Source organism: Rhizobium sp. NLR16a (genome assembly GCF_017948245.1).
In the GTDB taxonomy this organism is placed as follows: Bacteria; Pseudomonadota; Alphaproteobacteria; order Rhizobiales; family Rhizobiaceae; genus Rhizobium.
In genome coordinates this window covers 3,483,777-3,509,214 of record NZ_CP072865.1, presented here as the reverse complement: position 1 = coordinate 3,509,214, position 25,438 = coordinate 3,483,777, and the positions used below count along the sequence as shown (strand labels likewise).

General features: G+C 61.4%; 22 protein-coding genes. 9 read left to right on the top strand and 13 right to left on the bottom strand.

Annotated features, from left to right (window positions below):
• Positions 1–17 precede the first annotated feature (17 nt).
• From J7U39_RS16970 to J7U39_RS16950, 5 genes are all read right to left on the bottom strand, one after another.
• On the bottom strand, positions 18–893 hold the full coding sequence (locus tag J7U39_RS16970; protein WP_210629254.1) for an ABC transporter permease: 876 nt from the start codon (positions 891–893) through the stop codon (positions 18–20).
• 3 nt (positions 894–896) lie between these two features.
• The gene (locus tag J7U39_RS16965) at positions 897–1,856 is read right to left on the bottom strand and encodes an ABC transporter permease (RefSeq protein ID WP_210629253.1); all 960 of its coding nucleotides are present in this window, start codon (positions 1,854–1,856) and stop codon (positions 897–899) included.
• A gap of 96 nt (positions 1,857–1,952) precedes the next feature.
• Entirely contained in the window at positions 1,953–3,539 is a 1,587-nt protein-coding gene (locus J7U39_RS16960; protein WP_210629252.1) for an ABC transporter substrate-binding protein, read from the bottom strand.
• Complete coding sequence (locus J7U39_RS16955; RefSeq protein ID WP_210629251.1) at positions 3,536–4,267, bottom strand: FadR/GntR family transcriptional regulator; 732 nt, start codon at positions 4,265–4,267, stop codon at positions 3,536–3,538. Before J7U39_RS16955 ends, J7U39_RS16960 begins: the two co-directional genes overlap by 4 nt.
• A 224-nt stretch (positions 4,268–4,491) precedes the next feature.
• Positions 4,492–5,499 carry a LacI family DNA-binding transcriptional regulator gene (locus J7U39_RS16950; protein ID WP_210629250.1) on the bottom strand — a complete coding sequence of 336 codons (1,008 nt, stop codon included), beginning with the start codon at positions 5,497–5,499 and terminating at the stop codon, positions 4,492–4,494.
• A 303-nt stretch (positions 5,500–5,802) separates the two neighbouring features.
• On the opposite strand from J7U39_RS16950, the gene J7U39_RS16945 reads away from it, so the two are divergent.
• From J7U39_RS16945 to J7U39_RS16925, 5 genes are all read left to right on the top strand, one after another.
• Complete coding sequence (locus J7U39_RS16945; protein ID WP_210629249.1) at positions 5,803–6,789, top strand: sugar ABC transporter substrate-binding protein; 987 nt, start codon at positions 5,803–5,805, stop codon at positions 6,787–6,789.
• A gap of 167 nt (positions 6,790–6,956) precedes the next feature.
• Entirely contained in the window at positions 6,957–8,477 is a 1,521-nt protein-coding gene (locus J7U39_RS16940; protein ID WP_210629248.1) for a sugar ABC transporter ATP-binding protein, read from the top strand.
• Complete coding sequence (locus J7U39_RS16935) at positions 8,461–9,483, top strand: ABC transporter permease (RefSeq protein ID WP_210629247.1); 1,023 nt, start codon at positions 8,461–8,463, stop codon at positions 9,481–9,483. Before J7U39_RS16940 ends, J7U39_RS16935 begins: the two co-directional genes overlap by 17 nt.
• A gap of 222 nt (positions 9,484–9,705) precedes the next feature.
• Positions 9,706–10,851, top strand: a complete 1,146-nt coding sequence (locus tag J7U39_RS16930; protein WP_210629246.1) for a right-handed parallel beta-helix repeat-containing protein — start codon at positions 9,706–9,708, stop codon at positions 10,849–10,851.
• A gap of 91 nt (positions 10,852–10,942) precedes the next feature.
• Positions 10,943–11,746, top strand: coding sequence for a Ku protein (locus J7U39_RS16925; protein WP_210629245.1), 804 nt, complete (start codon positions 10,943–10,945; stop codon positions 11,744–11,746).
• Between the two features lie 101 nt (positions 11,747–11,847).
• Here J7U39_RS16925 and ligD read toward each other — a convergent pair whose 3' ends face one another.
• The 4 genes from ligD to J7U39_RS16905 all read right to left on the bottom strand — a co-directional run bounded on the left by ligD (position 11,848) and on the right by J7U39_RS16905 (position 15,793).
• On the bottom strand, positions 11,848–14,358 hold the full coding sequence (gene ligD / locus J7U39_RS16920) for a DNA ligase D (RefSeq protein ID WP_210629244.1): 2,511 nt from the start codon (positions 14,356–14,358) through the stop codon (positions 11,848–11,850).
• A 1-nt stretch (position 14,359) separates the two neighbouring features.
• Positions 14,360–15,211: a Ku protein gene (locus tag J7U39_RS16915; RefSeq protein ID WP_210629243.1), complete on the bottom strand. Its 852-nt coding sequence runs from the start codon at positions 15,209–15,211 to the stop codon at positions 14,360–14,362.
• An 18-nt stretch (positions 15,212–15,229) separates the two neighbouring features.
• The gene (locus J7U39_RS16910; RefSeq protein ID WP_210629242.1) at positions 15,230–15,460 is read right to left on the bottom strand and encodes a DUF2188 domain-containing protein; all 231 of its coding nucleotides are present in this window, start codon (positions 15,458–15,460) and stop codon (positions 15,230–15,232) included.
• A gap of 72 nt (positions 15,461–15,532) precedes the next feature.
• Positions 15,533–15,793 carry a hypothetical protein gene (locus J7U39_RS16905; protein WP_210629241.1) on the bottom strand — a complete coding sequence of 87 codons (261 nt, stop codon included), beginning with the start codon at positions 15,791–15,793 and terminating at the stop codon, positions 15,533–15,535.
• Between the two features lie 144 nt (positions 15,794–15,937).
• Here J7U39_RS16905 and J7U39_RS16900 point away from each other — a divergent pair, with 144 nt between their 5' ends.
• From J7U39_RS16900 to J7U39_RS16890, 3 genes are all read left to right on the top strand, one after another.
• Positions 15,938–16,366, top strand: coding sequence for an OsmC family protein (locus J7U39_RS16900; RefSeq protein ID WP_210629240.1), 429 nt, complete (start codon positions 15,938–15,940; stop codon positions 16,364–16,366).
• A 63-nt stretch (positions 16,367–16,429) separates the two neighbouring features.
• Positions 16,430–17,914: an FAD/NAD(P)-binding protein gene (locus tag J7U39_RS16895; protein WP_210629239.1), complete on the top strand. Its 1,485-nt coding sequence runs from the start codon at positions 16,430–16,432 to the stop codon at positions 17,912–17,914.
• A 110-nt stretch (positions 17,915–18,024) separates the two neighbouring features.
• Positions 18,025–18,930: a DMT family transporter gene (locus J7U39_RS16890; protein ID WP_210629238.1), complete on the top strand. Its 906-nt coding sequence runs from the start codon at positions 18,025–18,027 to the stop codon at positions 18,928–18,930.
• On the opposite strand, the gene J7U39_RS16885 is transcribed toward J7U39_RS16890, so the two are convergent.
• From J7U39_RS16885 to J7U39_RS16870, 4 genes are read right to left on the bottom strand one after another with little or no spacing between them, the layout of a single operon-like run.
• Positions 18,896–20,578, bottom strand: a complete 1,683-nt coding sequence (locus tag J7U39_RS16885; protein ID WP_247241679.1) for a VOC family protein — start codon at positions 20,576–20,578, stop codon at positions 18,896–18,898. The genes J7U39_RS16890 and J7U39_RS16885 overlap by 35 nt on opposite strands.
• 21 nt (positions 20,579–20,599) lie before the next feature.
• Positions 20,600–22,195: a response regulator gene (locus J7U39_RS16880; RefSeq protein ID WP_210629236.1), complete on the bottom strand. Its 1,596-nt coding sequence runs from the start codon at positions 22,193–22,195 to the stop codon at positions 20,600–20,602.
• Between the two features lie 4 nt (positions 22,196–22,199).
• Positions 22,200–22,625 carry a response regulator gene (locus J7U39_RS16875; protein WP_210629235.1) on the bottom strand — a complete coding sequence of 142 codons (426 nt, stop codon included), beginning with the start codon at positions 22,623–22,625 and terminating at the stop codon, positions 22,200–22,202.
• Positions 22,612–24,756 carry a PAS domain-containing sensor histidine kinase gene (locus tag J7U39_RS16870; RefSeq protein WP_210629234.1) on the bottom strand — a complete coding sequence of 715 codons (2,145 nt, stop codon included), beginning with the start codon at positions 24,754–24,756 and terminating at the stop codon, positions 22,612–22,614. Before J7U39_RS16870 ends, J7U39_RS16875 begins: the two co-directional genes overlap by 14 nt.
• A gap of 194 nt (positions 24,757–24,950) precedes the next feature.
• On the opposite strand from J7U39_RS16870, the gene J7U39_RS16865 reads away from it, so the two are divergent.
• Positions 24,951–25,328: a response regulator gene (locus J7U39_RS16865; RefSeq protein ID WP_210629233.1), complete on the top strand. Its 378-nt coding sequence runs from the start codon at positions 24,951–24,953 to the stop codon at positions 25,326–25,328.
• Positions 25,329–25,438: the final 110 nt, after the last annotated feature.

The window sequence follows — 25,438 nt, the reverse complement described above, 5'->3', positions numbered from 1 at the left end:
TCGCTTTCTTTCGATCGTCAGTTTAGTTCGGTGCGAGGGTCGAAGGCATCACGAAGACCATCGCCAATGAAGTTGATTGCAAGGACGGCAAGCACCAGGAATCCGCCGGGAAACAGCCATTGCCAGGGATATTGTTCGAGCACGGCGGTAGAGCGGGCAGCATTCAGCATGTTGCCCCAGCTTGCCGCCGGTGGCGCAATGCCGAGACCGAGGAAGGAAAGGCCGGCCTCGAGCAGGATGGCATTGGCGATCTGCAGCGTCGCGAAGACGACGAGGATGTCGATCGAGTTCGGCAGGCCGTGGCGGAAGAGGAGATGCGGCAGACCCGCCCCCATGCCTCTCGCGGCCATCACGAAGTCACGTTCGCGAAGTTCGAGCAGCCGCGAGCGCACCATGCGCGCCAGCAGAGGCCAGGAGAGAAGTGAGATGACAAAGACCGTCGGCCAGATGCCGGTGCCGGCGATCGAGGCGAGCACCAGCAGGAAGATGACCGGCGGCAGCGTCATGACGAGATCGACGAACCGCATCGTGACCGCATCTGCAAAGCGGCCGGCAAGCGCCGAGACGGCGCCGACCAGGAAACCGATGATGGCGGACATGACGGTCGAGGTGAGGGCCACCAGCAGCGAAATGCGACCGCCGTCCAGGACCCGGGCAAGGATGTCGCGGCCGACCCCGTCAGTGCCGAACCAGTGTCCCGGCCCCGGCTGCGCATTCATTGCCATGAGATCGATGTCGTTGGGTTTGAAGCTCCACCACAGCGGATAGGAAAGGATTGCGACGATCATCAGCGCGATCATGCCGAGGCCGAGCAGCGCGGTCCGGTTGAGCAGAAAGCGATGCAAGGAGCGTATGATCGGGCCCGGGCTGCGGGCAGGGCTTCGTGCCAGCATCGCTCACCCCACCTTGATCCGCGGATCGACCACCGCATAGGCTAGATCGGTCAGAAGATTGACGACGATGACGCAGGCACCGATCACCAGCGTCGAACCCATGATGACCGGATAGTCGCGGCCCTCCACCGCATCGACCATGAGCAGGCCCATGCCGGGCCAGTTGAAGACGCTTTCGATGAAGATCGCGCCACCGATCGCAAGGCCGATGGTCGAGCCGATCAGCGTAATGACGGGAAGCAGCGCGTTGCGCAGGGCGTGCTTGGTGATGACCCAGAATTCGAAGACGCCTTTGGCGCGCGCGGTACGCACATAATCCTGGCTCAGAACCTCCAGCATGGAAGCGCGCATATAGCGCATGATCAGCGCTGTCTGGGCGACGGCCAGCAATGTCGCGGGCAGGATCAGGTGATGGAGAAGGTCGGCGATGGAGAATTCCTGGCCTGGCGTCAGCATGCCGCCCGAGGGCATCCAGTTGAAATAGACCGAAAAGAGATAGAGGCCGACAAGAGCGCTGAGGAAGGGTGGACTTGAAATACCGGTGACGGCGAAGACTGACAGGGACAGGTCCGCGACGGAATTGCGGCGAACCGCGCTGATGACGCCGGTGGCGATCCCCGCAACGATCGCGATCGCAATCGCCGATCCCATCAAGAGCACTGTCGGGCCGACGCGCGAGAGCACGAGGCCGAGCACTGGCTGGTCCGGCCGCTTGATCGAATAGCCGAGATTTCCCGTCAGCGCCTGCCGCAGCCAGCCAAGATACTGCACCGGCAGCGGCTGATCGAGTCCGAGCGTGGCGCGCAGCTCGGCAAGATCCGACGACGACATCGGAATATTGGGATCGATATAGGCGTCGATCGGATCGCCGGGCGTGAGGCGCAGCATGGCGAAGATCAGCACGCTCAAGGCAAGCAGCATGCCCACTCCGATCAGCAGGCGCCGGAGACTGTATCTCAGCATGAATTCCGTTCCCGTGCGGGCGGGCCACTGCGCCTCGGAAGACGCGTGGCGCTGCAGTGACCCGGCCGCCCTTTGCTTCTCAGGATGCGTGACGCCCTATTCGGCGATCGCCCATTTCTCCGGATGCGCCTGGTAAGGGCCGCCACCGGGAGCGGGCGTCCAGATGAAGTCCTTCAGCCTGGCGGAGGCGACGCCATATCGTTTCGCCACCCACAGCGGACCCCAGGGCAGTTCCTTGTTCATCACCTTGCAGACATCCTGATAACGGGCGGAGCGCTTTGCGGCATCCGTCTCGCCAAGCGCTGCGTCTAGAGCAGCCGTCAGCACCGGCATGCGCACGCGCGCGACGTTCGGGCCGGCCGGCGGGATCTGCTTTTCGTTGAGGCCGACATTGATGCTGCCCGGATCCGGGCCGTTCTGAAGTCCGGCATAGACCATCTGGAACTGCGCGACATCAGGCGTCGGATTGAGCACGATGCTGTTATAGGTCGGCGTGTCGACGGCACGCGGCGTTACGTTGATGCCGACCTGGGCGAGCATTGCCTGGACCGCCGCCATGACATTGGCGGCAAGCGGCGTCGTGTAATAGGTCAGCAGGGTGACCGGCTTGTTGCCGTTGATCTCATCCCAGCCGGCGTCCTTCAGCAGCTGCTTGGCCTTTTCCGGATCATAGGCATAGGTCTCGATGCCTTTCGGCACCACCTGATCGGCGACATAGGCGCAGTTTGCCGGTTCGGCGGCGCCGCCGTAAAGGCTCTGGATGATGGCATCGCGATTGATCGCGTACATCACTGCCTGACGGACCCGAACATCTTTCCAGATCGGCGAGTCGTGGTTGAAGCCGAGATAGTTGACGACGAAGGAGTTGCCTTCGATGACGCGGAAATCCTTGTTGTTGTCGAAGGCCTTCAGATCGTTGGAATCGACGTAGGTGAACTGGATTTCGCCGGCACGAAGTGCGGCGATCGCCGCTGCCGGATTGGCAAAATAGCGGTTGATGATCTTTTCGAGCGCCGGTTGGCCGCCTCGGTAGTCGGTATTGGCGACAAGTTCGACATATTGATCGGTGACATATTTGCTGAACTTGAACGGCCCGGTGCCGATCGGCGCGGTGGACCACCATGTGTTCTTGGCGAGCTGATCGGCCGGGATCTGCGAAAGTGCGTGTTCCGGCAGCATCATCACCTTCGTCAGGGTGTCCATCAGGCTTGCGGACGGGGCGGAGAGCTTGATGATCAGGGTGTTGTCGTCCTTGGCCTCGACCGAGGAAACGGCGCTCAGCCGCGCTGCCAGAACGGAGCCGGTCTTGGCGTTCTTGGCGAGCTCGATGGTGAACTTGGCGTCCTTTGCCGTGAAGGGCTTGCCGTCATGCCATTTCGCGTCGACAAGCGTGAAGGCGTAGGTCAATTGGTCGGGACTGACCTCGTAGGACGAGGCGAGCTGGCCGACCACCTTCTCGAGCTTCGCGTCATAGGTCACCAGCGGCTCGAAATAGACGCTGAGCCATGTGAAGCCGCCCGTTGCGGCAAGCGGATTGAAATTGCCCTGAAAACCACCCGGGCCGACATCGAAGCCGCCGGACAGCGTGGCTGCCTTCGCTGGGCCGATGAAGGCCGGGGCAACGGTCGTCGCCATCAAGGCACTCAATGCGATGGCCGATGATAGTCTTTGCAGTCGTTTCATTGTGCTCCTCCCACATTGGCACTTTTCTTGTTGGCTGCGATCACCCGGGAAATGCCGTCATAATGGCGGTCCAGGCGCTTCTGCGCTTCCGCGACATCCCTTGCCTCGATGGCATCGACGATCGCCGCGTGATCCCTCCAGGTGGCGACGGGGTCGACATTGTCGAGGTTGACGAAATCGGACGCCTTGTAGAAGGCGAGCCAGAACACGTCGATCAGCCGCGCAAGGGTCTCGTTGTTCTGGCAGCGGAAGAGCAGGGTGTGGAAAAGCTGGTCTTCGTCGGCAAAGGATTGACCCCGTTCCGCATGGACCCGCATGCGCTCCACCGTGGCGCGCAGCTCGGCAATATCGTCGTCGCCGATCATCTCAACCGTCTTGCCGATCAGCCCGACTTCCAGCGTTCGCCGGATCTCGATCACTTCTTCGATCTGGCGCAAGGCGCCGCCGAGGCCATAAGCGAGATTGTCGAGCAGCGGCTCGAATGAGAATGCCTTGACGAAGATGCCGACACCACGGCGCGATTCCAGCACGCCGAGCGATTCCAGCGCCTTGATGCCTTCACGCAGGGAATTGCGGCTGACGCCGAGCTGGTTCGCCAGGTCGGATTCAGGCGGAAGCAGCGTGCCGGGCTTCAACCCGTTGTCGCTGATATAGGCCCGCAGGCTTTCCTGCACCGAGACGTGAAGTAGGGGCGCGCGGGCGAGGGGTTTCATGGATTTCAGCGACATGCGTTCTCATTCCGTCCGCAATGGAGATGTTAGAGAGATATCCACTTGTAGGATATCCGTCAACAGCATTCCTTCGCTTCGGAATGTCGGCGAGAGGTCGGACGCGCACGCTCCGAGCGCTGGCAGTAGTCATTGTGGTGATGGAGGATCGCTGCGCGTTGCGACGGATACGCAGCTCGCGTCCGCGTGAGTAGTAGCGGAAAACCATACGAACGGCCCGGCGCTCAATCGGGTTGCGGGGGAGCGGTCGTTTCCCCCTCCGAAAGCTCGCAAGCGAGCAGGATCGGGTGGTCGAGGTCTGGCGTCGGTTGCCTGTTCAGCAGGACGGCGACCGCTGCTGCGGCAATCTTTTGGATCGGCTGCTTGACGGTTGTCAGGCGCGGCGTGGTCATGCTCGAGAGCGGGATGCCGTCGAATCCGACGATCGAAAGGGCTGCGGGTATCGGTATCCCCAGATCATGTGCCGCTCTCATGCAGCCGATCGCCTGCTGATCCGAACTTGCGAAAATGGCTGTCGGCCGCTCGCTGCGGGCGCGTGCCAGCAGATAGTTTCCCGCCGATCGTCCGCTTTCATAGTCGAAAGCCGCCTCTGCGATCAGCGGCGACCCTGTTTGTCCGCCGTCGTCGGGCTGCCCCATGGCGTCAAGGTAACCTGTAAGGCGATCGTTGGCAGGCACGGAATGTCTCGGTCCCGAGATGAAGCCGATGCGGCGATGGCCGAGCTTCAAGAGATGCTCGACGCCGAGACGCACGCCCGCCCGGTGGTTTGAAGCGATCCCGGAATATCCTGGCATGAGGCGGTCGACGACGACGATCGGCAAGCCCTTCGGCAGCTTCAGCGTATGGAAATCATTGCTGGGAACCAGGATGATACCGTCCACTTTTCGGCTTGTCAGCTGACCTATGCGGTCTGCTTCCTTGGTCGCATCGTCAAACGAAGTCATGACGATGATGTTATAGCCATGGCTTGCCGCCGCCTGCTCGGCCGACTGCACGAGTTCCGAGAAGAACGGATTGGTAAGATCGGGAATGACGATGCCGATGAGCCGGCTGACCTTGCTGCGCATGCTTCGGGCCGACGGGTCGGGCCTGTAGCCGAGTTCGTCGATGATGCGTCTGACGCGTGCCCTCAGTTCATCGGTCACGGCGGGGTGGTCATTCAGCACCCGTGAGACGGTCCCGGTGGAAACGCCGGCAAGTTTGGCAACGTCTCGAATTCCGACCTTTGGCATAATGGAAGAATATGTCCCTTCATTTTGGGTCTCGGGGACGCGGAGGCACCCGATGAGGCTTCAGCTAATGGTCTCCATCGCCTTCGTCAAAGGGCCGCAGTCAATTTGACGGCGTTTGCATAACACGAGGAACGCCGGCATTCAATGGAAACGGTTCATCAACAGGCGCCTCATTCTTCCATATGCGGCCATTTTCGCTGCCTTGACAATCCTGCGGGGCGTTGTTACCCAAGTGCTGTTGGAAACGGTTCATTTCGAAGGCACTCAGGTGAGGATAGGCCCGGAACCGTTCGGAGGAGAGAAATGTCCCAATCTACGAAGCGTGATTCCGTCCTGATGCGTACGCCGCGCCGTGCGGCATTGAAGCTTGGACTTGCCGGCACGTTGGTGCTCGCACTGTCTTGCGGCGTGTCGCCCGCTTTTGCGGCCGGCAAGCCGAAGGTCGGCCTGATCATGAAGTCTCTGTCGAATGAGTTCTTCAAGCAGATGAAGGCCGGCGCCGATAAATATGCGGCTGAGAACAAGGACAAGTTCGACTTCAAGGCCGTCGGCATGAAGGACGAGCGCGATTTTGCCGCCCAGGTCGATGCCGTCGAAAACTTCGTGACGCAGAAATACGACATCATCGTCGTCGCCCCGGCCGATTCCAAGGCGATGGCGACGCCGCTTGCGAAGGCCGTGAAATCAGGTGTCAAGGTCATCAACATCGACGTGCCGCTCGATGCCGATGCCAAGAAGGCAGCCGGTATCGACCTGGCATTCTTCGGTCCGGACAACCGCGAAGGCGCAAAGCTCGCCGGCGACGCGCTGGCCAAGGATCTGGGCCCAGGCGCCAAGGTCGTCATCCTCGAGGGCAATCCCGAGGCCGACAATGCCAAGGAGCGCAAGGAAGGTTTCATGGCCTCCGTCAAGTCGGGCAAGCTCGAGCTTCTCGACAGCAAGACCGCCCATTGGGAGACCGAAGAAGCCAACACCGTCATGACGAACTTTCTGACCAAATATAAGGATATTCAGGGTGTCATGGCGGCCAACGACTCCATGGCGCTCGGTGTCGTCAAGGCTCTCGATGCAACCGGCCAGGCCGGCAAGATCAAGGTTGTCGGCTTCGACAACATCCCGCCGGTCCAGCCGCTGATCAAGGACGGCAAGATGCTTGCCACTGTCGAGCAATATGGCGCGCAGATGGCGGTCATGGGCATCGACTATGGTATGCGTGAACTGGCCGGCGAAAAATTCACCGGCTGGGTCAAGACCGACATCAAGCTCGTTACCGCCGGCGACCTCAAATAATCGATATTGCCGAGCTAGGACGAAAGGAGGCGCCGGCTGCCCGCCGGCGCTGACAGCTGCCAACCGATTGCGTCTACTCCCGATGAGGCTCGTTGCGGGCCTTTGGGAGTGTGCATGTTCGGATGGTGGCCATCTCGAATTCAAACAGATCATGCACGAGGTGGGACGTGTCAGACGCAGCAGATGACCACATCCTGAAGCTGGAGGGGATCGGCAAGCGCTTCCCGGGCGTCGTGGCGCTCAGGAATGTTTCCATGCGGATCGGCCGCGGCAAGGGCCACGTCCTGCTGGGCGAGAATGGTGCCGGCAAGTCGACCCTGATCAACCTGCTGGGCGGTGTGTTCAAGCCGGACGACGGGCAGATTACATTTGACGGCGGGCCCTATCATCCTGCCTCGCCGCTGGAGGCCTTCAAGGCCGGCATCCGCATCATCCACCAGGAGCTCCACCCCCTTTCCAATCTCAGCGTCGCCGAAAATCTGCTCTTCGAACATCTTCCGCGGCGATACGGCCTGGTGGATTACCGGCAGATGAACCGCCGGGCGGCCGAATTGCTGGCGGAAGTTGGCCTCGATGTGGCGCCGACGACGCTCGCCAGCCGTCTCAGCGTCGCGCAGTTGCAGCTGCTCGAAATCGCCAAGGCGCTCTGCTATGAAAGCAAGCTGCTCGTTCTCGACGAGCCGACGGCAACCTTGACGTCCAAGGAAGTTGACCGGCTGTTCGAAATTCTGAAGCGTCTGAAGGCGCGTGGGGTGACGACGCTTTACATATCCCACAGGCTCGAGGAGATTTTTGAAGTCGGGGACGATGTGACGGTGCTGCGCGACGGCCAGCATGTCATCACGCGACCGTTGTCCGGCTTGGCCATCCCCGACATCGTCGAGCTGATGGTCGGGCGAACGCTCTCGGATCATGGCGTCTTTCGCAGTGACAGCGCCGTGTTCGGCGAGGCGCTCGGCGTTTCCGGTCTGAAAGTGACCCGAAACAGCCCGGAATTGTCGTTCTCAGTGGCCAAGGGCGAAATCGTCGGCATTGCCGGCCTTGTGGGTAGCGGCCGGACAGAGGCGGTCCGCGCCATATTCGGCGCCGACGCCAAGGCCGGGGGCGAAATCCGCATCGACGGCGAACTGGTTGCGATCCATTCGCCGAAAGATGCGGTTGCCGCCGGCCTGTGCCTGGCGACGGAAGACCGCAAGCTGCAGGGCCTGATGCTCGACATGAGCTGCGCAGAAAACACCACGGTTACCGATCTCGCCAAGATTTCCCGCAAGGGGCTGATCAGCCGCAGGATGGAGAACGAAAACGCGCAGCGTCTCGTGCGCGAGTTGCGCATCAAAACACCATCCGTCCATCAGCGGGTCAGGACGTTTTCGGGCGGCAATCAGCAGAAGGTGGTGATCGCCAAATGGCTGTTCCGCGGCCCCAAGGTGCTGATTTTCGATGAGCCGACCCGCGGCATCGATGTCGGCGCGAAAGCCGAAATCTACGACCTTCTCTGGAAGTTTGCCGCGGAAGGAAAGGGTGTTCTGGTCGTATCCTCGGATCTGCCGGAGCTCATTGGCATCTGCCATCGCATCATCGTCCTGTCGGACGGCAAGATCGCCGGCGAAATCGCACGGGATCAATTCGAAGAGAGCAGGATCCTCTCACTCGCTTACAAGGAGTACAGTCGTGTCCGGCAACATTGAAACCAAGGTCGAAGCGAAAGAGACGGGCTTCTGGGACAAGCTGATCCGGATCTCGATGAAAGAGGCAGGCGTTGCCATCGCCCTCGTCCTGATCGTCGCCTTCTTCTCGGCGACGGCGCCGTATTTCGCGACGCCTGAGAATTTCCTGAAAATCTTCGTGCAGATTGCCATCAACACCGTGCTTGCCTCGGGCATGACCTTCGTCATCCTGGTCGGCGGCATCGACCTCTCGGTCGGCTCGCTGCTGGCGCTATGCACGGTCATCGGCGCGACGATCATGATCGACCCCAGGCTCTCGCCCTGGCAGGCGATCGTGCTCGCTTCGCTCGCCTCGATGGGCACCGGCGCGATCCTTGGCGCCATCAACGGCTGGGTCTGCGAAAAGTGGAAACTGCCGTCCTTCATCGTCACGCTCGGCATGCTGAATGTCGCCAGCGGCCTGGCCCGCGTCGTCAGCGACAACTCCACCATCACCGGCCTGCCGCAGCCTTTCGTGGATTTCGGAAACCTGATCTTCTGGGGCGTCTTCCCGTCGATCTTCCTGATTGCCATCATCGTCGTCCTCGCCGGCTGGTTCGTCCTGCGTTATACCGTGTTCGGACGTTTCGTCTTCGCGATCGGCACCAACGAAGAGGCTGTGCGGCTGTCGGGGCATGAGCCGAAACGCTACAAGATCGCGGTGTTCACCATCTCGGGCCTGACCGCCGGCATCGCAGCCATGGTTTACCTGCTTCGCCTCAATGTCGGCAGCCCGGTTGCGGGCATCGGCTATGAGTTGAACGCCATCGCCGCGGTCATTATCGGCGGAACCAGCCTCTCGGGCGGCAAGGGCTCGATTGTCGGAACGCTGGTCGGTGCCTGCATTCTGCAGGTGCTGTCGACGGGATTGCAGCTGCTGGGCGCCGACGACAACATCAAGCCGATCGTCATCGGCGCCGTCATCGTGCTTGCCGTTATCCTGGACAGCTATCGCGGCCGGTTGATGCGGATACTCGAAACGCGGTGACCGATCGCAAGGCGTGGGCCTCTGAGGTCGCATGGCGGCGTGCAAAGTCGAGGCAGGCCGTCAAACTCCTGCCACATGCCCTGCATTAATTCGACGCGACTGCGTATGTCTTAGATCGGAATTGATTTAAGGATAATGCTGCAGCAGCTCAAAGCCCAGCCGCACCCTTGGCGCATCTGAGACGATGCGCGGCGCTGCGGTAACCGCGTCGATGGAGATCCGATGCCCGCAGTCCTGCGAAAAAAAGTTCACGGCGCGTCCACCCGGGCTGAGGTCATCGACGGTGCAGAGGATATCGGCGTCGCCTATCAGGTGTTTTCCGACACGGTGGTCGAAGACGTCGTCGTCAAGAACTCGCCTCGTGGCTTCAAGTTTCACAACGGCAGCAACCTCGTCGTCAGACGCTGCGAAACGGAGAATGTCAGGGGCGATGGCATTTATCTGACGAAGACGAAGAACGTTCTTCTGGAAAACAACCGTATGGGGGCGGCTCCGGGCGAGGGCGCGGACTGCTGCCAGTTCGCCTATCAGAACAGCGACGACAATATCAGTTCGGACGTGGTGATCCGCGGCAACCTCTTCCTGCAGTCGCCGACGAGCACCTCGAACAAAGGCGCCCTGGTCTGCGATAAAACCCGGAAATATCTCGTCGAGTACAACTTCATCGGCGGCAAGAATTTCTCCTTTTCATCGATCGGCGACGATGCCGTGGTGCGCAGCAACATCATGCGCGACGGCAGGATGAACGACTATTCCTTCGGTTACGGCATCGGCGACAAGGCAGACCGTACCGGCCATCACGTCTATGACAATTGGATCGAGAACAACAATCGCGGCATCAGCCTGAGCGGCTTTTCCGACCAGGAGCGGGCATTTCGCAAGGACATCGACATCCACGACAACGTCATCAGCGGCTGCGACATCGCCTTTTTCGCCAATCGTCCATGGTCCGGGAGCCTCCGGCGCAACATATTCATTCGATGCGGCCAGGACTTGGTTCTGTCGGGAAAGGGCAAGAGCACCGCCGGCGAGATCGACAGCAATTACCATAATGACGGCAGCTTCTTGAACCTTGTGGCGCCGCCGCTCCGCTTCAATACCGACGGCAAGGCCTCCGTCGCCTCGGGTGAATGGACATCCGAGCCCGATGAGATCGTCATCCAGTGGCGCGACAAGGGATTGGATATTCCTGGCGCTAACCGCCCTTCCATTGCCGTCGAGCCTGGCATGGAATTGTCCTGCGTGCTGTTGGCCCGCAAGGGCCGCAATTGGATGCTGGCGATCGCCGAGACCGCTTATGACGAGTTCACGCCGCGCGCATGGCAGGAAAAGATGCTGCCGTGGCAGAAGCGGTATCTCTCGATCTGAACCAAGTAATCCCGGTATGCCAGGCCCGGAACCAAAGGCCGGTTTTGCCGTTGACTGCCAAGTTCCATCGGTCCGGGAGGGCAGGACAGTCGTGGCACGTCAGGCGTTCTGGAAAGGTTATCTCAAGCTCTCGCTCGTCACCGCCGCCGTCTCGCTGACGCCGGCAACGACCGAAAGCAACAAGTTGCGTTTCCACGTCCTCAATCGCCAGACGAAAAACCGGGTCGAAAGCCGCTATGTCGACAGCGTTACCCATAAACCAGTGGCCGACAGGGACCAGGTCAAGGGCTATCCGCGCGGCGAGGACGATTATGTTCTTCTCGAAGACGAGGAGATCGAGGAAGTCGGGCTCGACAGCACCCGCACCATCGATATCGACAGCTTCGTACCGCGTGGCTCGATCGATTGGGTGTGGTACGACAAGCCGCATTTCCTGGCGCCGGAGGACAAAGTCGGCGTGGAAGCCTTCTGCGTCATCCGCGAGGCGATGAAGGCAAACGACGTCGTCGGCATTGCCCGCCTGGTTCTCTATCGGCGCGAGCGTGCCGTGCTCCTGGAGCCGCAAGGCAAGGGCATCGTGCTCTGGACCCTGCGCTATGGCGACGAGGTGCGCGAACCGTCGGCCGAAATCGACGACAAGGCGGAGATCGACAGCAAGCTGCTGACGCTGATGAAGCGGCTGGTGAAGGAAGAGACGAAGGATTGGAGCCCGGCCATGGTGCAGGACCCGATCCAAAAGCGCCTGAAATCGATGATCCGCGGCAAACAGAAGAGCCTGAAGAAGGCAGCGCCTGCCAAAAAAACCGCACCGGAAAAATCGACCGGCAACGTCATCAACATCATGGATGCGCTGAAGAAGAGCCTGGTTTCGCAAAGGGGGCGGAAGTCGCGTTAGAGCAATTCCAGGAAAAGTGCGAAGCGGTTTTCCCAGGCAAAGCGAAGCGCTTTGCCTGGAATTGCGCAAATCCAAAGGTCAGAGCGGGATGATTTTACGCTCTAACGCTTCTTCTTTTCCAACGGTTTCGCTGCAGCGAAAAATCCGTCCCAGGGATCTCGCGGCAACGCGTTGAGCCGCGTCGGCGTATTGTCCACCGTGAAATAGGCCGGTCCGACGTCGGCGGTGAGTTCGCTCCACTCCAGCGGCATCGAGACCGCGGCGCCTCGCCGTGCCCGTGTCGAATAAGGCGCGACCGCCGTATTTCCGCGGCCGTTGCGGAGATAGTCGATGAAGATCTTCCCCTTGCGCTTGGCCTTCGTTGCCGTCGCCAGATAGCGGTCGGGATCGTCGGCGGCCATGCTGTCGGCGAGCCACTTGGCGAAACCCTTCACTTCGGCCCAGCTGGCCTTCGGCGTGAGCGGCGTCACCACATGCAGCCCCTTGCCGCCCGAGGTCTTGACGAAGGCGGCGAGGCCTTCGGCCTCCAGCCGCTCCTTCAGTTGGTAAGCAGCGGCGATCACATCTGCCCACGCCACCCCGTCATCGGGATCGAAGTCCATGGTGATCATATCGGGCTTTTCCCAATTGTCGGTCGTTGTGCCCCAGGGGTGGATTTCCAGCGCGGCCGATTGCACCAGCGCCACGATCCCGTCGAAATCGGTAATTCTGAGCAGCTTCTCCCCCTGCCTGTCCTTGGGATCGGTAATCTCCTGGATATGCGGGTTCATGCCCTTCCAGGCGTGCTTCTGGAAAAACCGCTGCCGGCCATTGATCCCGTCCGGCAGGCGCAGGAGCGCCAGCGGCCGGTTGACGACGTAAGGCGCCATGAAGCGCCAGACCTGGGCGTAATAATTCGCCAGCCCCTCCTTGGTAACGCCCTCGTCCGGCCAGTAGAAGCGGTCGGGATGGGTGAGTGTCACAGCCGATTTCGGCAGAGCAGGGGCCATGGTCTTTTCCGTCTCGCGCGTCACGTCCTTCGCAGGCTTGTCTTCTCGCAGACCGCGGAAGGCGGCATGGCGCAGATTGCCATCGGCCGACCAGGCGCGGAACTCGACCTCGCCAACCAGCTGCGGCTTCACATAGATCAGACCGCGCCGCTCCTCCGATGTCAGCTTGTCGTCGAATGATGTCTCGTTCTGCGTCAGGCGCGACAGTTTCTCATAAAGCATCCGCGCGGTCGCCGCCGTATATCCGGTGCCGACGCGCCCGACATGTTTGAGTTCGCCGTCCTGGTAATAGCCCATCGCCAGCGAGCCGATCGCATTCTTCATCGATGTCGACGGCACGTAGCCGCCGATGACGAATTCCTGCCGGTGCGAACATTTCGATTTGATCCAATCGCCTTTGCGTCCCGACGTGTATTTGCTATCGCGCAGTTTGGAAATCACCCCTTCGAGGCTGAGCCGGCAGGCATGGTCAAGCACCAGGCCGCCGCTTTCGTTGAAATGCGCGCTGTAGCGCAGCTTGTCGTTATTGTCGGGCAGCAGGCTTTCGAGCAGCTGCTTGCGATCGGTGAGCGCCACATTCACCAGGCTGTGGCCGTCGAGGTGGAGAAGATCGAAGGCATAGAAGACGAAGCGATCGTCGCGGCCCTCGCTCAGATCGCGTTGGAGCGCCGAGAAATCCGAGGCGCCGCTATCGCGCTCGACGACGATTTCGCCGTCGATCACCCCCGATTGCACCGGCAGGGCGGCAAAGGCCTCGAGCACCTCGCTGCCGAATTTCTCCGTCCAGTCGAGGCCGCTGCGGGTCAACATTCTGACCTTGCCGTTCTCGACCCTGACCTGCAGCCGGTAGCCGTCGAACTTGATTTCGTGGATCCAGCGATCACCAGCCGGCGGCTTCGTCTTTAACCTGGCAAGCGCCGGTTCGATGAAATCGGGCATTGCGGCCTTGCGAGCACCCTTCGGCCAGTCGCGTTCTCCTGGTGCGGCGGCTTCGGCCTTTGAAGCCGGTCTTTTAGCGGCAGCCGGCTTGCCGTCTTTCGACTTGGAGGTCCAGGTCGTATCCGGATTTCCCGCCACCTCTTCGAGCCGGCGGCCGGTCTTTGCCGATTCCGGCCGCTCCTGAAGAATGTCGCCGTCGTGGCGCGCCGCGGCATCATCTCCCTTGATCAGCAGCCAGTTCTCCCGCTTTTCCCCGGGCCGGCCATGCATGCGCACGAGGTGCCAGCGGCCCTTCAGCTTTTCGCCATCGAGCTCGAATTCCATATGGCCCTCGCGATAGTCCTTGTGCGCATCGCCGAGGGGCGTCCAAGTGCCGCGATTCCAGACGATGACAGTGCCGCTGCCATATTGACCTTTTGGAATGATGCCTTCGAAATCGCCATAGGAAAGCGGGTGATCTTCGACGTGTACGGCAAGGCGCTTGTCCTCGGGGTTGAGGCTCGGCCCTTTGGTCACGGCCCAGCTCCTCAGCACCCCATCCATCTCCAGGCGGAAGTCATAGTGCAGCCTCGTTGCATCATGCTTCTGGATGACGAAACTGTTGCCGCTGCTGCGGCCCAAGCGACCACGTGGCTCCGGAGTGAGTTTGAAATTGCGCTTCGCCTCATAGGTCTCGAGGGCCATCTCAGCCTGCCTTCTTCCTTAGGCTATCGCTGCGCGCCGGCGCCTTCTTCTTTGCCGACGCCTTCTTCGCCGTCTTGCCGCTCATCCCCGCGCTTTGGCGCAGCGCCTCCATCAGGTCGACGACCTTGCCCTCCGGCGCCGGTTCCTTCTTCGGCGCTGCCCGGCCCTCGATCTTTGCTTTCACCAGTTCGACGAGGGCCGCTTCGTAGCGATCCTCGTAGGCACTCGGATCGAAGCTGCCGCGCTTGGTTTCGATGATGTGACCGGCGAGTTCGAGCATCTCCTTGTCGAACTTGACGTCGGGAATGTCTTTGAAGACCGAGTCGGTCGAGCGCACCTCATAGTCGAAGTTCAGCGTGGTCGCGATGATGTGGCCGTCATGAGGCCGGATCAGCAGCGTTCGGATGCGCCGGAAAAGCACGGCTTCGGCGAGCGCCGCGACCTTGCCGTCGCGCATGCTGCGGACGATCAGCGACAGCGCCTCCTCATCATGTTCGTCGACAGGTGCGAGGTAATAGGGACGATCGAAATAAAGCTTGTCGATATCGTCATAGGCGATGAAAGCTTTGACGTTGAGCAGCTTGTCGCTCTCCGGCACGATCTCTGCGATCTCGTCTCCTTCGATGACGACGTAGTCGCCATTCTCCATCTGATAACCTTTGACCTGCTCGTCCCGCTCGACCGGTTTGCCGGTCTCGCTGTCGACGAATTGCCGTTCCACCCGGTGTCCCGTCCTGCGGTTGATGATGTTGAAGGAAACCCGGTCCGAGGAGAAGATGGCGGTATAGAGCCCGACGGCGCAAGCAAGGTCGCCTACCTTCAGATGACCTTTCCAGCTTGCCCGCGCGGCCATGCCATCCTCCGTTGCAAATCACAGACGACTGTTGCTCTTATCTGTTTCGAGTTCCTGAAACGCCCAGCCGCCATCGGGTGAAGGATAGGCGAGCAACGCGTCGCCATCGCCGATTTTCTGACGTGACGCAGCATCCTTGGCGTGGACAATCGCTTCCTCAGCCGTCGCATAGGTTTCCGACAACGTGTCGCCGAGCTTGTAGGCCCAGCCATTGTCATGCGGCACGACCTGATAGGTGATGTCAGCCATTTCGGATCTCCTCTTTTCAGTTCGATGGCGGCATGATGCCGGTCGAAAACCGCGCACGCTTCGGCATCACGCCTAGTTCCGATGTGGTTTGCGTCTTTCATCGAGCGCGATGATTTTCTCCAGGGAGGCGATGTCCTCGCTGGTGACGACGGGAACCGGATCGGCCGCGATAGCCTCAAGCACCTCCTGCGAGATGGCGCCGTTGCGGATGGCCCATTCCAGCGTCTCGCGCGTTTCCCGCTCGGCCTTCAGCTGTGCATAGAGCGCGACAATCAGCCGGTCGCGGGCGTCCATCCGCCGGTCCTGACGATGCATGTTGCGGGCATGCGGCATCGTTATGCACCTTTGTCACTGATTTCGTTCAGGTGTAGTCAACTGATGACGGAAGGAAAGGTTCCGTTACCAAGCATCGCGCCGTCATTGCGGGCCGAGGCGTAACTCGCTATTTCTGCGAGGCTGTTGTCAGAGGATCTTTTCATGGCCGATCTCAAGGCTCGCCCCCGTCCGACAGGTGCTATCGCCACTCTCGGCCGTACCGGCTTTCCGCATGTCACGTCCACCACCAAGGGTGAGATCGATATCGTCACCGCCCCTTCTCAGCCGGGCTTCAGCCCGCTCGATCTGCTCTATGCCTCGCTCTCGGCCTGTCTCGTGCTCAGCGCCCGCATTGCAGCCAGTCAGATGGGGGTTCTCGACAGGATCAGCGAGATCACCGCCGACGTCACCGGCGAGAAGGCGGCGGAAGGGCTCTCACGCGTTGCAAAATTCAACATCGTCTTCTCGATCAAGGGCGATGTCGACGAAGAGACCCGCCGCAAGATCGTCGATGCTGCCGAAGAGGAGATCTGCACAGTCAGCAACACCATCCGCGGCAATCCCGAATTCTCGACCACGATAGTGGGATAGAGGTCGCACTCGAAACCCAATAAAATTTATAGACAATTCGCGGTGAGGGAGATTGCGCGGGAAATGTCCGGCATTTATGCTCGGCCATCGCAAGTGAATATCCCGGCCGTCATGCATCCGAAGCCTCTCCCGAAGTCCGAACGATCCGTCGTCGCCATTATCGGCGGCGGCCTCTCCGGCGCGGGCGTCGCCTATCATCTCGCCAGGGCAAATTGCGGTGAGCGCCCCATCATCATGGTCTTCGAACCGCGCGCGGAGCTCGGCCGCGGCCTTGCCTATGACACGGACGATCCGGCGCACCGTATCAATGTTCCCGCCGCCAAGATGAGCCTGCAGCCCGACGACCTGGGCGAATTCCAGGCTTGGATCGAAGCTCGCGACGCCGTCGCGGACGATCCGGGGGCAAGACAACCGGACGGCATGCTCTTCCCCCGGCGCCGGCTCTTCGGCGAATATGTCGCCTCCCTGCTGAAACCGCTGCTGGAAGAGGGCGTCGTGCTCCACAACTGCGCCCGCGTGACCGGTCTCGAGCGCCGGGGCGGCCGCTGGTCGATCCAGGACGACAAAGGCGGGGTGACGGAGGCCGATATAGTTGCGATCGCCACCAGCCATCCGCCGCCGGCAGCGCCGGGCCGGCTTGCCGCCAGCTTGGCCGCCCATCCCCGCTTCGTCGCCGATACCACCAAGCCGGGCGCGCTCGGCGTGATCCGTCGGCATGACCGGGTGCTGGTCATCGGCAACGGCTTGACGGCCGCCGATGTCATCGCCTCTCTTGCCGAGTGCGGTCATGATGGCCCTGTGACGGCGATCTCGCGCCGCGGCCTGCGTTCGCGCGGCCATTCGCCGGAACCGCAGCAGCTCTTTGGAGACTTCGTCTCCCAGGCCGCGCATTCCGCCCTTGCGCTGCTTGTCAGGATCCGCGCCGACATAGAGGCCGCGAAGGCGCAGGGCATAAGTTGGCACGGCGTGATTGATCAGGTGCGGGCGCAGGGATACGAACTCTGGCAGGCGCTGCCGATCGCCGAACGGCGCCGTCTCGTCCGCCATCTGCGTCCCTATTGGGATGTGCATCGCTTTCGCATCGCGCCGCAGGTGGAAGCCGTGCTCGACGCGGCGATTGCCGCCGGCCGCCTGGAAGTCCTTGCCGGGTCGGTCGCCGATGCGCGCATTGAAGGAGAGCTTGTTCTTTGCACCCTGCAGCCGCGCCATCGGCGTCAGTCCCTGGAGCGGAGCTATGACGCCGTCGTCGTCACCACGGGCCCGGCGCATGGCGGCATTCTCGAAACTCAGCCCTGGCTCGCGGCGCTTGCTGCAAGCGGCCACCTGTCGCTTGACCCGACAGGCCTCGGCCTTGCCTGCACCGAGCAGTCGGAGGCGATCGGCCCGTCGGGAAAGGCGGATCCTTCGCTACTGATCTCCGGTCCACTGGCGCGCGGCACTTTCGGCGAACTGATGGGGCTGCCGCAGGTGACCGAGCATGCCTTCTTCGTTGCAGGCGAAATCGCCGCAAAGCTGCGGCTGGCCGAGACGAACACCCGCCCGGCCTGATTTTCCGTTCCGATGTCGTTCTTCGACTGTCGCCGGCACATGACTTCTGCTACGCACGCTCCAGTCAATGGCCCGCCGCCAATGTTCGGGCAATCAAGAAAATCGAGACCATGTCGCAGACCGCTTCCACTCTCTCCGAAGCCTCGCCTTCCAACCGTCTGGCGCTGGCCGCTCTTGTTGTCGGCGGGGCGGCGATCGGCGGCTCGCCGATCTTCGTTCGGCTGTCCGAAGCCGGGCCGATGGCCACTGCCTTCTGGCGTGTGGCGCTGGCGCTGATCCCGATCTTCATCGTCTCGCTCATGAAGAAGGATAGGGGGCCGAAGCCGCAAAGCCTCTCCGATTATGGGCTGCTGGTTCTTCCGGGCCTCATGCTGGCGCTCGACCTCGCCGCCTGGCATCTTTCGCTCACCATGACCTCGGTCGCCAACGCGACGCTGCTCGCAAACCTCGCGCCTGTTTTCGTCACGCTGATCGCCGTCCTGTTTTTCAAGGCGCGAACCAGCGGTGTTTTCCTGCTGGGGCTGGTCCTGGCGCTTGCCGGCGTCGTTATCCTAAAAGGCGGACCGGCAGGGCTCGGCAATGGCGGCTTGAGCGGCGACGGCACCGCGATGATCGCCGCTTTCTTCTATGCCTGCTATATCCTGGCGATCGGCAGGCTGCGCAGCCGGTTCGATACGATCCGCATCATGCTGTGGAGCACGGCATCGGCTGCCGTCTGCATCTTCCCGATCGCCTTCTTCTTCGAAGGGCAGATGCTGCCGGCGACCCTCTACGGCTGGTCGATCCTCTTCGGCCTCGCCTTTGTCAGTCATGCCGGCGGGCAGGTGGCGATCACCTATGCGCTGGCCTATCTGCCGCCCGCCTTTTCATCGCTGACGCTGCTGTTGCAGCCGGTCGTCGCCGCAATCCTCGCCTGGGCGCTGCTCGACGAGGCGATCGGGACGATGCAGGCGCTGGGCGCCGGGGTGGTGCTCGCCGGCATCATGGTTGCCCGAACGGCTCGCTCGCCGGCCTGACCGCTTGCTGCTCCAGCGGCGCTGGATCGTCCCCCATTCTCTGAAGCAGCCACTTTTGGATGATCGGCACATCGGCGTCGCCGAGATCGTGGCCGCCGGGGATGACGTCGGAATCGACGGTGGCGCCGGAACTCTTCAGCCGTTCCTCCAGGTCGCTCGCATATTTGCCGTAGGCATCGGTCTTGCCGCTGATGACGAGCAGGTCCGTGCCCTTCAGATCGGCATGCGGATAGTCACTGAGCACAGGCATGGAGCGCAGCAGTACCGCCTTGTGAACGAGGTTCGGATGCAGGTAGAGCAGCGAGTTCAAGAGGTTGGCGCCATTGGAATAGCCGACATAGACGATCTTCTTCGGATCGAGGCCGTAGGATTTGACGGCGCCTTCGATGAAGGCCGCAAAGGCTTCGGCCTCGGTCTTGATGTCGTTCTGGTCGAAAGAGAAGGGTGTAATGCGCTTGTACCAGCGCGGAAAGCCTTCTTCCGTCGCCCGGCCCCGCACGCCCATCAGTGTTGCGCGCGGTGCCGCCTTGTTGAGGAGCGGCATCAGCGTCGTCTCATTGCCGCCCGAGCCGTGCAGAAGCACGAAGACACTGCCGTCAGGATTCGGCGGCGTGTAGAAGCGATGAACGAACGGCAGCTCGCGGTAATTGATGCGCGGCTGGCCGGGCAACGAAAATTGCGGCAGAACCACCTTGAGGTCGTCGAGATTGGTGATCGCTTCCGGCGGCGCGAAGAGCTTGGTGCCGAGGGCTGCATGCTCTTCGTCAACAGTCATGCCGGGCTTGTCGGTTGCAAGCTCCACCAGCGTGCCGCCGGGCTCGCGGGCATAGAGCGAGCGGAAATACTTGCGGTCGTGCATGTTGGTCGGCGATGCATCGGTCTTCTCCAGCGCCTTGGATACCGAAAGCAGCGCCTCCTCATCGGCGGCCCGGAAAGCGACATGATCGACCGTGCCGGTCCCCGGCGCACCGGACCAGAAGCCGCGTGCATCGCGCACATCGATGACATCGCCCGATTGCGACACCAGCCTGTCGATCGTGCCGCGGTTGGCCAGGAAGCGGTAGCCGAAATGGCGCTCGAGGAAGCTGCGGCTCTCGGCCGGCTTTTCCGTCAGCATGGTTGCGCCGCGCACCCGCTGGACGGCATGCCCGACCGGGATCGCGGCGCCGTCCCAGACAGCCGGCGATGTCAGGTCCTTTGCGCCCGCGAGCTTGAGAATGATATTGTCGGGGTCTTTCAACCTGAGGACAGGCTCGCCGAATTCATCGGCGGGTCCTTCCGAGCGCAGGCCGAAGCTCATGGCGCGCGTCAGCCAGTAGCCGATGCTCGCCGGATCGATCGCCAGCGAAATTTCGCTGATCTGGCCGTAGCCCGCCCGGCCGGGCGCGCCATCTTCCCAGACGAGGAAGCTGACGAGCGAACCCGGCGTGCCTGCCGAATCGCCGTAGAAGAGATGGAGCTGCGTCGCATCCTCGTAGCCGGCCGTCTGCTTGACGAGCCGCATGCCGAGAAAGCCGGCGTAAAAATCCACGTTCGCCTGCACCTTTCGGGTGATGGCTGTAACGTGATGTATGCCTGATACCATCGAGAGCAGTCCTGATTGAAGCGGCGTCGTCAGGAGCGCGAGTATGAGAGCTGCGAAAGTCATACCGTTGCCAATGACCACCGCTTAGTTTTGTTCCGCGCAAAGCGCAAGCGAATCGCCGCGCTGGAGCAGTTCCAGATGGTCGACATCTTCGAGCGCCTCTTCCAGTTGCTGCAGGGTCGGCGGCTTCACCATATAGGCGCGCGCGCCGAGATTTCTGGCCCGCTGCATGTCGGTCTCATCGCTTGAGGTGCTGAGAATGCAGACGGGAATCCGTTTCAGACGGGCATCGGCCGAAAGCGCGTTCAACACCTCGAAACCATCCATGATCGGCATGTTGATGTCGAGCAGCATCAGGTCGATCTGCGGGACGTCGGCTATGCCGGCGCGCTCTTCGAGCAGCCGCATCGCCTCGCGCCCATTGGTGGCGACATGCAGGTTGAAGGCCACCTTCTCCCGCCGCATCAGCTTGATCTTCAGAATCTGGATGTCGGCGGGACTGTCTTCGACCAGCAGCACCTCGGCAAGCCTGCCGGAACCCTCGCCCGGCTGCTCCGCCGGCTTCAGGCTGGGCGGAACGGCTGATGCGGCGGGCGGCGCGGGCCGTGCCGCGGCGAGCGGCATCTCGACGACGAAGGTGGCGCCAGGTCCCTTCTCCGGTTCGCACCAGATCGAGCCGCCATGCAGCTGCGCGATGCGTCGGCAGATGGCAAGGCCGAGCCCGGTGCCCTCGATGCCGCGGCCGACGAGCCGTTTGAACGGCTGGAAGATCAGCTCGCGGTGCTGGGGATCGATGCCCGGTCCATTGTCACGCACCGTCAGGCGGCAGCTATTCCCATGCGCTTCGCCCGAGATCTGGACCTCCGGAACCTTTTGATCGCAGTAGCGGATGGCATTCGACACCAGGTTCTGGAGAAGCTGGGTCAGCAGTGTCGCATCGCCCATCACCTCCGGCAGCGGCCCGCGGATGATGACGGCCCCGCGGCTCTCCATCTGCTGGCGCAGATTGTTCTCCACTTGGTCGAGCACATCAGACAGCGAGACCGGCGTCAACTCCGGCCCGCCATAGGCTTCGAGCTTGGTGAAGTTCGAAACCTTGACGATCAGGTCTTCCATATGGTCGGCGGCGCTCAGGACATAATCGAGCAGCTCGCGGTCTTCCGCCGGAAGCACTGCAGAACCGTGCAGGATCCGGCTGAAGGACTTGATGGTCCTCAGCGGCTCCTTCAGATCATGCGCCATGGCGCGTGTGAAGATCTCCAGCGACTGCCGCTTCTGCTCCAGCTGGCCTTCCAGCATGCCGTGCATGATGGCGTTCTGGATGCAGCGATGCAGCGTTTCGGGTGAAAGGGAATCCTTGGTGAGATAGTCGCGCGCGCCGCTCTTCATCACCTCGACGGCGACGGTTTCGCTGCCCTGGCCGGTCAGCATGATGACGTTTGCGGCGGGATCGTCCTCCAATATATCGGCAAGAACGCCGAGTCCGTCGCGCCCCGGCAGCGAATAGTCGAGCAGGATGCAGTTCGGCCGTTTCCGGCTGTTCAGCGCAAGTCCCTCTTCACCGGTCTCCGCCTCGAGGACGGTATAGGCCGTGCTGGAGACACGTCGAAGGATGCGGCGATAGACCTCGCGGTCGTCGATGTTGTCGTCGATGATGAGAATGCAGCAGTCTTCCGCCAAACTGTCAGTCCTCGAGCGGCAGGATCGCGATTTCGAACCAGTATTCCTTCAGCCGCTGGATCGCGGCGAAGAGGCCGTCGAGATCGACCGGCTTCTGCACATAGGTGTTGGCGCCGAGCGCGTAGCAGCCTTCGATGTCGCGTTCATCGTCTGACGTCGTCAGGATCACCACCGGGATCTTACGCCAGCCGTCGTTCGACTTGATCGCCTGCAGCGTCTTGCGGCCATCGAGACCCGGCATGTTGAGATCGAGCAGGATCAGCCCTGGTTTCGGCGCCATCACGGCGAGCATGTCGAGGGCTTCCTGACCCGAGGCGGCCCATCGGATCGAGTTGCGCAGGTTGGTCCGTTTGAAGGCGCGCATTGTCGCTTCGAAATCGTCTTCACTGTCTTCGACGATCAAGATCGGTTGCGTGTCACGCTGCTGCATTCTGCCCCTCGCGCTTTCTTCCCAGGGTGAAATAGAACGTGGTGCCGACGCCGACTTCGGACTCCAGCCAGATATCGCCGTTGTGCCGCGCGATGATCTTGCGGACGAAGGTGAGGCCTGCTCCGGTCCCGTCGTCGGAATCCTGCGACTTTTCGAGCCGTTTGAAAATGCGGAAAATGTCCTCATGGAATTCCTGGGGTATTCCCTTGCCGTTATCCCTAACGAAAAACACGTTGCGGGCAACCGTGCCGTCCTTGCCGACGAACCGTTCGAGATAGCCGATCGAGACTAACGGCGCCGGCTTGTCGTTGTATTTGATCGCATTGGTGATGAGATTGCGGAACACTTCGGTCAGCCGCGGCGCGTCGCAGACCACGTCAGGCAGCCGGCCGTCGGTGACGACCCTGGCATGCCGCTCTTCCAGCAACAGCTCCATCGTCGCGACCACATCCTTGACGATCAGGCCGATATCGGTGCGTTTGACTGCCAGCTGCTGCCGACCGAGCCGGGAGAAGTAGAGCAGGTCGTTGACGAGCTTCTCCATCCGCTGGCTGAGACGCACGAGCCGGTTCAGCCGGCGCACGCCGTCCACGTCGAGCTTGTCCTCATAATCCTCGAGGAGGAAACGCGAGTGGTTGTGCAGGCCACGCAGCGGCTCCTTCAGATCATGCGAGGCAATATAGGCGAATTCGTCCAGGTCGTGGTTGCTGCGCTCGAGCTCCGCCGTATAGGCCTCGAGCTGGGCAAGCGTCGTTTTCATCCGTTCTTCCTGCCGCACGCGCTCGCTGATATCGCGTACGATGCCGACGAAGGTCTTGGTCTCGCCGCTGACGACAACGCTGATGGACACTTCGATCGGGAAGACGATGCCGTTCTTGCGCCGACCGGAGACCATCCGCGTCGTTCCGATGATACGTTCCTCGCCGGTCTGCCGGTAATGGGAGAGATAGCCGTCATGCTCGGAATGATAAGGCTCGGGCATCAGCATCTTGATGTTCCGGCCGATCGTTTCCTGCGGCGAATAGCCGAACATGATCTCGGCTGCCGGATTGAAACTCTTGATCGTTCCACGTCCGTCGATGACGAGGACGGCATCCGGCGTGCTGCGCGCCAGCGCGCCGAAGCGAACGCGTTCGGCTTCCAGGTTGTTGTTGTTGCGCAGGAAATAGAAGATAAGGATGGCGATCAGCCAGAGGGTGGCAGCGGTGATGGTGCGGTTGGCGATCTCCTGCCAGAATGCCGCCTCGTCATGCCTGACGGCGAAGAAGCCGAGCATGAGGAGCACGGTGCAGGCAAAGGCGAAGAAGAGCGGCGCATTCCTGTTGCCGAACCAGAGGGCCGTCAGCACCAGCGGCACATAAAGAATGCCGTTGGCAAGGCCGAGCGGCGTATAGAGATCGACGACAAGGCCGGTGAAGCAGACCGCCGCCGGAATCCAGAGCGGAATCTGCGCCCGGTTTGTCGGCTGCATCCACCAGGAGCGGGCAAGCAGGCCCGCGCCGAAAAGCACCATTCCGATCGCCGTGTGCAAAGCCATCGCCGCATAGGGGCCCCAGCGGTAGCCCTGTTCGGCGTCGGTGAGATAGCCGGCGAGCGCGATCATGCCGAGCGTGACGACGACATAGGCGGTCAGCTCCTGCACCACCTGATTTCCAGACTTTTCCACATGAAGCGAGAGCAGCAGCGAAAGATTGGCGATCAGAAAGATCAGCGCTGTATTGGGTCCCATGCCGCCGCCGATCTCTGCGATGAAATCGGGCGGAATCACCCAGCCAGTGATCAACTGGTCGACATAGTGGACGGTCCGGCCGGCGGTGACGATTTCCACGAGCCGGGCTGCCGCGATCGCCGCTGCAAACCCAGTCATGACAGTTGCCATTGTAAGAAAGCGACGGGCGGAAAACGTCGATGCGGCAAGCCCAAGGCCGGACAGTATGAAGCAGAGCCCGGTGTTGAAGGCCATCGACGGAAAGCCGGGGAAGAGCGAAATGATGAGCTTGATCTGCAACAGCCAGCCGGCAAGGGCGCTCACCCCGAGAAGGAACAGCAGGCAACCGACCGCAATCGCGAAGGCACGGTAGCGCCATCGCCTCCGCTGGTCCTGCAGGTCCACGTTGCCCTTATCCTGCACCCGTGTATCCTCTCTCGGTTCGCGCGGCCATTTTTTCCGAAATCGAGGAATACTCAATAGGCAGTGGACGCCGCCATCGCGCTTTTTCCGAAATGATTTTTCGATCGGGCAGATCGAATTTTCGTGAAATCGCGATATCGTGACGTCGGAAGACAACGAGGTTCATTCGAACAATACCCAGATCACGGTGCCGCATGCCTACGATAGTTTACGTCGACGACAGCAGGGACGATCTCTTCTATCTCGACTATATCCGCAAGAAGCAGCAGGTAGACGTCGATCTATTTTGTTTCTCGACGGGCGAGACGGCGCTGGAGGCGCTGAAGCAGCGCGTGGCGGAAGGCTGGGCCCCGCCGGAGCTGCTGGTCGCCGATCTCTACATGCCCCTCGACAGCGGCATTGGTCTGGTAAGCAGCCTGCGCGGGGATGATCGTTTCAGAACGATGCGTCTCGCCATCTGCAGCGGATCGGATGCCGATGAGGATCGCGCGCGCGCGTTCGAAGCCGGTGCCGATCTTTACCTTGAGAAGCCGCTTGACCTCGCCGCGATCCTTCTCAATCTGGAAGTGTAGGAAACAGCGAAACCGAATGGTGCGTTTCCTGGCGTTCGTCCGGGCGAAGTGACAAACCGCAATTGACAAGGCGGAGTGTGCATTTCAAGATGCAACCGAAGCGAAAAGGA